8 protein-coding genes are annotated in these 7,952 nt (G+C 77.3%); 6 read left to right on the top strand and 2 right to left on the bottom strand.

Annotated features, from left to right (window positions below):
- The 5 genes from QL983_RS09130 to QL983_RS09110 all read left to right on the top strand — a co-directional run.
- Positions 1-1,245 (top strand): ATPase, T2SS/T4P/T4SS family (locus QL983_RS09130; protein ID WP_290152455.1); only part of this gene is annotated, 1,245 nt, incomplete at its 5' end.
- A 104-nt stretch (positions 1,246-1,349) separates the two neighbouring features.
- Positions 1,350-2,369 (top strand): type II secretion system F family protein, encoded by a 1,020-nt coding sequence (locus QL983_RS09125; protein ID WP_144879411.1) that lies wholly within the window; start codon positions 1,350-1,352, stop codon positions 2,367-2,369.
- A 176-nt stretch (positions 2,370-2,545) separates the two neighbouring features.
- On the top strand, positions 2,546-2,779 hold the full coding sequence (locus tag QL983_RS09120) for a DUF4244 domain-containing protein (RefSeq protein ID WP_036336908.1): 234 nt from the start codon (positions 2,546-2,548) through the stop codon (positions 2,777-2,779).
- On the top strand, positions 2,772-3,224 hold the full coding sequence (locus QL983_RS09115; RefSeq protein WP_036384896.1) for a TadE family type IV pilus minor pilin: 453 nt from the start codon (positions 2,772-2,774) through the stop codon (positions 3,222-3,224). Before QL983_RS09120 ends, QL983_RS09115 begins: the two co-directional genes overlap by 8 nt.
- Positions 3,221-3,664, top strand: a complete 444-nt coding sequence (locus tag QL983_RS09110; RefSeq protein ID WP_036336906.1) for an Rv3654c family TadE-like protein — start codon at positions 3,221-3,223, stop codon at positions 3,662-3,664. Before QL983_RS09115 ends, QL983_RS09110 begins: the two co-directional genes overlap by 4 nt.
- On the opposite strand, the gene QL983_RS09105 is transcribed toward QL983_RS09110, so the two are convergent.
- Both QL983_RS09105 and QL983_RS09100 read right to left on the bottom strand, forming a co-directional pair.
- Positions 3,580-6,180, bottom strand: coding sequence for a Zn-binding domain-containing protein (locus tag QL983_RS09105; RefSeq protein ID WP_036384897.1), 2,601 nt, complete (start codon positions 6,178-6,180; stop codon positions 3,580-3,582). The genes QL983_RS09110 and QL983_RS09105 overlap by 85 nt on opposite strands.
- Positions 6,177-6,950 (bottom strand): GNAT family N-acetyltransferase, encoded by a 774-nt coding sequence (locus tag QL983_RS09100; RefSeq protein ID WP_036336902.1) that lies wholly within the window; start codon positions 6,948-6,950, stop codon positions 6,177-6,179. The genes QL983_RS09105 and QL983_RS09100 overlap by 4 nt, the downstream gene beginning before the upstream one ends.
- Before the next feature lie 92 nt (positions 6,951-7,042).
- On the opposite strand from QL983_RS09100, the gene QL983_RS09095 reads away from it, so the two are divergent.
- Positions 7,043-7,952 (top strand): rhodanese-related sulfurtransferase (locus QL983_RS09095; protein WP_290152445.1); only part of this gene is annotated, 910 nt, incomplete at its 3' end.

The raw sequence follows: 7,952 nt of genomic DNA, 5'->3' as shown, positions 1-7,952 counted from the left end.
CGGTTCCCGTGGCCCCGCACTGACCCGGCCGAGCCGGAACGCACGCAGGTCGCCGCGCCGCCGCTGGCCGCACCCGCAGCGGGCCCCGGCGGGCTGGACGCCGCCGTCGTGCGCCTGCGCGTGGCCGAGGCCCGTGCGTCGGCCGCAGACGGGGCGGAGCCGCCGCTGGCCCCGCTGATCGCCGAGGCCCTCGACGCGCCGATCGACGACCCGCGCGTGGCGGCGCTGGTCGATGAGCTCGACGGCTTCGGCCCGCTCGCACCCTGGGTGCGCACCCCGGGCGTGACCGACGTGCTCGTGGACGGCGCGGGCGCGGTGTGGACCGACGGGGACGAGGGCCTCGTCCGCCGCCCCGGTCGGCTCGACCCCGAGACCGCCCGGGCGCTCGCGGTGCGGCTGCTGCACCGGGCCGGCCGCCGCCTCGACGCGGCGGTGCCGCTGGCCGACGCCCGCGTGGGCGGCGTGCGCGTCCACGCGGTCCTGCCCCCGGTCAGTGGCGATGGCACCCTGCTGAGCCTGCGGATCCCGGCCGCGACGACGCCGTCGCTGACCGCGCTGGCCGACGGCTGGCCGGACGGCGCCCTCTGGGCCGACGCCCTCGAGGCGCTCGTGCGCGACCGTGCCACCGTCCTGGTCAGCGGCGCGACCGGGGCGGGCAAGACCACGCTGCTCTCCGCGGCCCTCGGCCGGGTGCCGGGGGACGAACGGATCGTCGTCGTGGAGGACACGGCCGAGGCCGCGCCCGATCACCCGCACGTGGTCGCACTGCAGTGCCGCGCCGCCAACGCGGAGGGCGCCGGCGAGGTCGGACTGGCCGAGCTCGTCCGCCACGCGCTGCGGATGCGGCCGGACCGGCTCGTGGTCGGCGAGTGCCGCGGCGCCGAGGTGGCCGACGTCCTCACCGCCCTGAACACGGGACATCAGGGTGCGTGGGGCACCCTGCACGCCAACGCCGCCGCCGAGGTGCCCGCCCGGCTGACGGCCATGGCCTCCCTGGCCGGCTGGCGGCCCGAGACGGTGGCCGCGCAGGCCCGCGCCGGCGTGGACGCCGTGCTGCACATCGCCCGCGACGGCCACGGGCGGCATCCAGTCGAACTCGCCGTCTCGGACCCGCGCGCCGACGGGTTCGCCCTGCTGCCCGCCCTCACGTGGCGGCCCGGAACGGAGGCGGCGGGTGGGCGGACCGTCGAGGGACCCGGCGTGCCCGCGCTCGCGGCCCGGCTGGCGGGGCGGTGCGGCCGGTGAGCACGACGACGGCGGCCGGGCAGGCACGACGGTCGCGCGCTGGGCGTGCCGTGGCGCTGCTGCCCTGGCGGGCGGGGCGGGCGAGGCCGGAGGAGGAGACGGAGGTGCTTGTCGGCGTGCTGCGCCGCTGGGCCGCCCTCGTCGCGGCCGGCCTGACCGAGGAGCAGGCCTGGCGGGAGACCGCGTGCACCCTGCCCGCCTGCGGGTCGGAGCCGGGTGAGGCGGGGGCCGCGTGCTGCGCCCATCACCACGCCCGACGCCGGGCCGAGGCGCTGGCCTGGGATGTGCCGGCGTCGCATGCGGCGACCGGGGAGGCGGCGCGCCGCGGTGGGACCCTGCCCTGGCGGACCCCCGCACGGGACCCGGGCTGGGCGCTGGTCGATGCGGCGCTCGCGGCCGGGGCCCGGGCGGGTGCCGCTCCCGCAGCCGTGGCCCGGCAGCTGGCCCATAGCCTCGAGGCGGACGTGGACGCGGCCCGAGCCCGCCGCTCGGCCGCGGCGGGGCCGGGCGCGACGTCCCGGCTGCTGCAGTGGCTGCCCCTGGGCGGCCTCGGCCTCGCGTGGCTGCTCGGCACCTCCCCGGGGGACCTGGTCCGCTCGCCCTTCGGTGCCGTGGTCGCCGCGGTGGGTCTGCTGTTCTGGCTGGCCGGGCGGTCCTGGACGCGCCTGCTGCTGCGTGCGGCCGCGCGCGAGCCGGCGGCGGTGGGGGCCGCCGTCGTGCTGGACGTGCTGGCGGCGCTGCTCAGCGCCGGCCGATCCCTGCCCGCCGCGCTGGACGACCTCGGCCGGACCCTGCCGGGCGCCCGCGGCCTGCGGGCCACGGCGGCGCTGCTGCTCTGGGGTCGGGACTGGGACGAGGCATGGGTGGGCCTCGATACGGACCCGGTGTGGGCCGAGACCGCCGCCCGACTGCGTCCGCTGCACCGGTCCGGAATGGCCGGCGCCCGCACGCTGGCCGAGACCGCCGCCGCCGTCCGTCAGCAGACCCGGCGGGCGGACGAACGGGCGGCCGAGGAGCTCGCAGTGCGCCTGGTGATGCCGCTGGGGCTGTGCCTGCTGCCCGCCTTCGTGTGCTGGGGCGTGGTGCCCGTCGTCATGGCCCTGCTCGGGGCGGGACCGGGCTGAGGCCGTGGCGACGCCAGGGCGTCCGGTCCTGCACAGGGCCCCGATCGCCCCGGCCCATCCCCGGATCCGCATCGCCCCCGGCGCGCGGGCCCCGGAGCGGGCCAGCCTGGGACCAGCGGCCCGGCCGGGCCGTCACCACCGCCCCGCACCGCGGGGCCCACTCCAGGAGGACCACCATGACCCACCGCTCCCACTCCGCCCAGCCCGCCGTCACCCGCCCGAGCGAGCGCGACCGCCTCGCCCGCGTCGTCGACGCCGCGGGCGAGGAGACCGGCGCGATCACGGCCGAGTACGGCATCCTCACGCTCGCCGCCGTGGGCTTCGCGGGCGTGCTGGCCGTCGTGCTCACCAGCCCGGACGTGCAGTCGCTGCTCGTGGACCTCGTCACCGGGGCGCTCCAGCGTGACTGAGCACCCGACCTCCGCCCCGCCGTCCGCGCGCCGTACGGGCGCCCGGACGGCGGGGCGGCCCCGGGGGCTCCGGGGCGGCGAGACCGGGGCCGTCACGGCCGAGTACGCGGTGCTGCTGCCCGTGATCGCGTTCGTGCTCGTGTCCGTCCTGCTGGCCGGCGCCGCCGCGGTGCAGCAGGTGCGGGGTCAGGACGCGGCGGCGTCGGCCGCCCGCATCCTCGCCCGGGGCGACGACGAGGCGGCGGCCCGCGACGCGGTGGCGCGCATGGCCGGCGACGACGCCTCGCTCTCGCACACCGTCGAGGGCGGCTGGGTGACCGTCGAGGTCGTCCAGCCCGGCCCCGGGCCGCTCGCCTGGGCCGAGGCCCTCACCCTCACCGCGCACGCCGCCGCCCCCGAGCAGCGGCCCGGAACGCCCGCCGCTTCGCCGGAGGACCGGTCATGACCCGCGGGAGGGCGCCCGTGCGGGGCGAACGCGGTTCGGGCACCGTGTCCGTCCTGGGCACGGCCGCCCTGGGGGCGGGGCTGCTGCTGGCCGTCGCGGCGCTGGGGCAGGCCTCGGTCACCGGCGCCCGGGCGGCCGGGGCCGCCGACCTGGCGGCGCTCGCCGCCTCCGACGCCCGGCGCGGGCTCTCCGACCACGAGCCGTGCGTCCTGGCCGGGCGGACCGCCGAACGCAACGGGGCCGCCGTCGTGGCGTGCGAGGTGCGCGAGGACGGGACGGTGCGCGTCGCGGTCGAACTCGCTCGCGCCCCGCTGCCGGCGGCCACGGCCGATGCCGTCGCGGGTCCGCCGCGGTCTCAGGCCCCGGGCGCCGCGTCCGCGGACCCGCCGGAGGCGCCGCCGCCCGAGCCGTCGGTCGAGGCGTCCGCCGGGACGAGGTGATCGGCGTGGTCCATCAGGAACCGCAGGACGGTCAGCGCGCCGGCCTTGTCCAGGGGGCTGTTGCGGTTGCCGCACTTGGGGGACTGCACGCAGGACGGGCAGCCCTCCGCGCACTCGCAGGCCGCGATGGCCCCCGCCGTCGCCTCGACCCAGCGTCGCGCCTGCTCGAAGCCGCGTTCGGCGAAGCCCGCCCCGCCGGGCCGGCCGTCGTAGACGAACACGGCGGGGGAGCCGGTGTCCGGGTGCAGGACCATCGAGACGCCGCCGATGTCCCAGCGGTCGTTCGAGGCGACGAGCGGCATCATGCCGATCATCGCGTGCTCGGCCGCGTGCAGGGCGCCGGGCAGGCGATCCGTGGTCAGTCCCGCGGCGATGAGCTCGTCCGAGGCCGCCTGGAACCACACCGCGGAGGTGAACAGGTCCCGCGCCGGCAGGTCGAGGGGCTCCTCGCCGAGCACCTCCCCGGAGACCAGGGCCTTGCGCTGGAAGGACACCACCTGGGTGCGGACCTGCACGTCCCCGAGGCACCAGCGCAGGGTGCCCTCCCGCGCGTCCAGGCGGCGGTGCACCGCCACGATCTCGATCTCCGTGACGTCCCGGGCCTGCGTGGTGAAGTCCGGCCAGGCGCGCGTGACGACCACCGCGTGCGCGTCCTCGTCCAGCTCCTCCACGAGGTACGTGCGGTCCTGGTGCACGTACACCGCGCCGGGATGCGCCTGGTAGTGGGTCTGGGGCGAGTCCATCGTGCCCAGCAGGGCGCCGGACTCGGCGTCGATGATGTCCATGGGCCCGCCGCCGTCGTCCCGCAGGGAGACCATGCCGGCGGCGTGCTCGGGGTGCGTCCAGAACCAGCCGGCCGGCCGACGGCGCAGCAGCCCCTGCTCGACCAGCACGTCCAGCAGGGCGCGCACCCGCTCCGGCTCCCCGAACCAGCCGAACGCCTCGGGCGTGATCGGCAGCTCGGCGGCGGCCGCGCACAGCTGCGGGCCGAGCAGGTGCGGGTTCTCCGGGTCCACCACGGTGTCCTCCACGCCCAGGTCGAACACGGCCTCCGGGTGGTCCACCACGAACGTGTCCAGGGGGTCGTCCGATGCCACGAAGAACGCGAGCGCGTCCTGGCCGCCGCGCCCGGCGCGGCCGATCTGCTGGAAGAACGACGCGCGGGTGCCCGGCCAGCCGGCCACCACCACGGCGTCCAGCCCCGCGACGTCGATGCCCATCTCCAGCGCCGGCGTCGAGGCCATGCCCAGCAGCCGACCCGAGCGCAGGTCCGCCTCCAGCTCCCGCCGCTCCTCGGGCAGGTAGCCCGAGCGGTAGGCCGCGACCCGGGCGCCGAGCCCCGGCTCGACCTCCTCGAGCTGCCGCTTGGCCGCGCTCGCGATGGCCTCGGCACCGCGCCGAGAGCGGATGAACGCCAGCGTGCGCACCTGCTGCAGGGCCAGGTCCGTGACCAGGTCGGCGGCGGCGGCCATCGCCGAGCGGCGGACGGGCGCGCCGTTCTCGCCCCGGCGGTCCGTCAGCTCCGGCTCCCAGAACGCCACCGTGACCGCCCCGTGCGGGGACGCGTCCTCGGTGACGGCTGTGGCCGGCGCCCCGATCAGTCGGGCGAAGTGCCCGGCCGGATCCGCCGACGTCGCCGACGCCCCGATGAACACGGTCTCCGGACGGTCCCCGCGGTAGTGGGTGGCGATGCGCCGCAGTCGACGCAGCAGGATCCCCACCTGCGAGCCGAAGACGCCCCGGTACGTGTGCGACTCGTCCACCACCACGAACGTCAGATTCCGGAAGAACGCGGCCCACCGCTCGTGGTGCGGCAGGATCCCCACGTGGAGCATGTCCGGGTTGGTCATGAGCACGGTGGCGTGCTCGCGGGCCCAGATCCGATCCTGCGGTGCGGTGTCGCCGTCGTAGGGGGCCGCGCGCAGCCCCGGGGCACCGTCCCGCTCGAGGGCGCGCCAGGAGGTCAGCTGGTCCGCCGCGAGGGCCTTGGTGGGGGCGAGGTAGAGCGCGGTGGCCCGGGGGTCGGCGGCCAGCCGGGTGCCGACCGCCAGCTGGTAGCCCAGCGACTTGCCCGACGCCGTGCCCGTGGCGAGCACGGTGTGCGTCCCCGCGCCGGCCAGGGCCGCCGCCCGTACCTGGTGCAGCCACGGCCGCTCGACGCCGCGCGCCGCGAAGGCCCTGACTAGGCCCTCCGGAGCGTCCGCGGGCCAGTCCGTGTGCCGGGCCTGCCGTGCGGGCAGCTCGGTGACGTGGCGGATCTGCTCGGGCAGCCCGGTCCGGCCCAGCGCCGCACGGAGTCCGGCCCCCGCCGGCGTGTCCGGGCGCAGGTCGCCGGGCGCCGTGACGGACAGCCCGGCCACGACGTCGGCCACCACCGCACCGACGGGCTGCGGCTCCGGTCCGGAGAAGTCCGGGGCGGCGTCGTCGACGGGCGGCGCGGAATCCGCCGTGCCGGGCGGCCCCCAGCCGCCCGCGGGATCCGCCCAGGGATCGTGCTCCGGGAGGTGGCCGGTCACGCCCCCATGGTGCCGGTGTGCTCGGCGGCGGGGTTGTCCTCGGCCAGGCCGCGACCCCAGATGGACACGGGGCCGAGGTCGGTCCAGGCCAGGTGGCGGTACAGCTTCTGGCCGTCCGGGGACGCGACGAGCAGGCCGCGGCTGATCTCACCCTCGCTCATGACCTCGGAGGTGAGGTAGCGCATCACGAGGGAGCCGAGGCCGCGGCGACGGTGGTTCGGGGACGTCCAGATCCGGTCGTAGACGGCGGTGCCGCCCTCCTCGGTGACCCAGCCGAGGGCGGCGAGCTCCTCCTCGCCCTCGGGCACGGTCGAGGCGCCGACGGCCAGGATGCGCAGGCGACGGCTGCCCTCCATCGGTTGGTCCACGCGGGCCTCATAGCCCTCGGGCAGCAGCGGGGGCTCCACGTCCTGCAGCTCGGGGTCCATGTCCATGGTCATGAAGCGCTCCGGCTCGGCCTGGGCCTTCAGACCCATGGCCTTCGGGTCCTCGCCGGCGTCGCCGAACACTGTGAGCAGGATCTGCTCCTGGTCCCGCACCGCCTCGCGCAGGTCCTCCAGCTCCCCGCGGGAGGGGTTCACCACCACGTGCTCCCACGTGGCCGGCACGTCCACCGTGGCGCGACCGGAGCCGCCGGGGATCATGCGGGCGGGGCGAGGGGTGCGCAGGGCCGCGCGTCGCCCCGCCTCCTGGCTCGTACGGTAGCCGCGCGATCGCGACCAGGCCGCGAACCAGATGTCGACCAGTGCCGGATCCAGATGCTCAGTCATGTCTGAAGGGTAAGGCGTGTGGCCGGTGCGGGCCAGGCCCCGCCCGCCCTCACGGCCGTGGCGTCCGGGGTCGCGCACTAGCCTGGACCTTGATGAGCACCGCCCCCCTCTCGCGCATCGCGCTGTACTACCGGTTCACCCCGCTCGCCGACCCCGAGGCGGTGCGGCTGTGGCAGCGCACGCTCGCCGCGTCCCTCGGCCTGACCGGCCGGATCATCGTGTCGCCGCAGGGGATCAACGGGACCGTCGGCGGACCGGTCGACGCCGTCAAGCGCTACATGCGCGGCACGCGGGAGCATCCGGCGTTCCGGGACCTCGAAGTGAAGTGGTCGGACGGCTCGGCGGCGGACTTCCCCCGCCTCTCGGTCAAGGTCAAGCCCGAGCTCGTCGCGTTCGGGGCCCCCGAGCGCGTCACCGTGGACGCGGACGGGATCGTCGGCACGGGGGAGCGGCTCACGCCCGTCCAGGTGGACGCGCTGGTCGCCGAGCGCGCCGGCACCGCGAACCCCGTGCGCTTCCTCGACGGCCGCAACACGGTGGAGGCGGCCATCGGCCGCTTCGACGGGGCCGTGGTCCCGGACGCGCACACCACCCGCGACCTGCTCGCCGCCGTCGACTCCGGGGCCCTGGACCACCTCAAGGACGCGCCGCTGATCACCTACTGCACGGGCGGCGTGCGCTGCGAGGTCCTCTCCGCCCTGCTCAAGGACCGCGGCTTCGCCGAGGTCTACCAGCTCGACGGCGGCATCGTCCGCTACGGCGAGGCCCGCGGCGACGCCGGACTGTGGCGGGGCGAGCTGGCCGTGTTCGACCGACGCCTGTCCACCCGCTTCACCGCCGATGCCGAGACCATCGGCCGGTGCGTCACGTGCGAGGCCCCGACCTCGGCGCTGCGCAACTGCGCCGACCCGGCCTGCACCACGCTCGAGGTCCGCTGCGCGGCCTGCGCCGCCGACGACCCCGAGCACCGCTGCCCCTTCTGCGCCCACCGCCCCCACCCCG

Origin of the sequence: Micrococcus sp. APC 4021 (genome assembly GCF_030407635.1) — a bacterium.
In the GTDB taxonomy this organism is placed as follows: Bacteria; Actinomycetota; Actinomycetes; order Actinomycetales; family Micrococcaceae; genus Micrococcus; species Micrococcus luteus.
This window is presented reverse-complemented; position numbering and strand designations above follow the sequence as displayed.

Excerpts from the sequence above, each read along its gene's own strand:
- QL983_RS09120 (WP_036336908.1), top strand. The coding sequence starts at position 2,546 with ATGACCCACCGCTCCCACTCCGCCCAGCCCGCCGTCACCCGCCCGAGC.
- QL983_RS09100 (WP_036336902.1), bottom strand. The coding sequence starts at position 6,950 with ATGACTGAGCATCTGGATCCGGCACTGGTCGACATCTGGTTCGCGGCC.
- QL983_RS09110 (WP_036336906.1), top strand. The coding sequence starts at position 3,221 with ATGACCCGCGGGAGGGCGCCCGTGCGGGGCGAACGCGGTTCGGGCACC.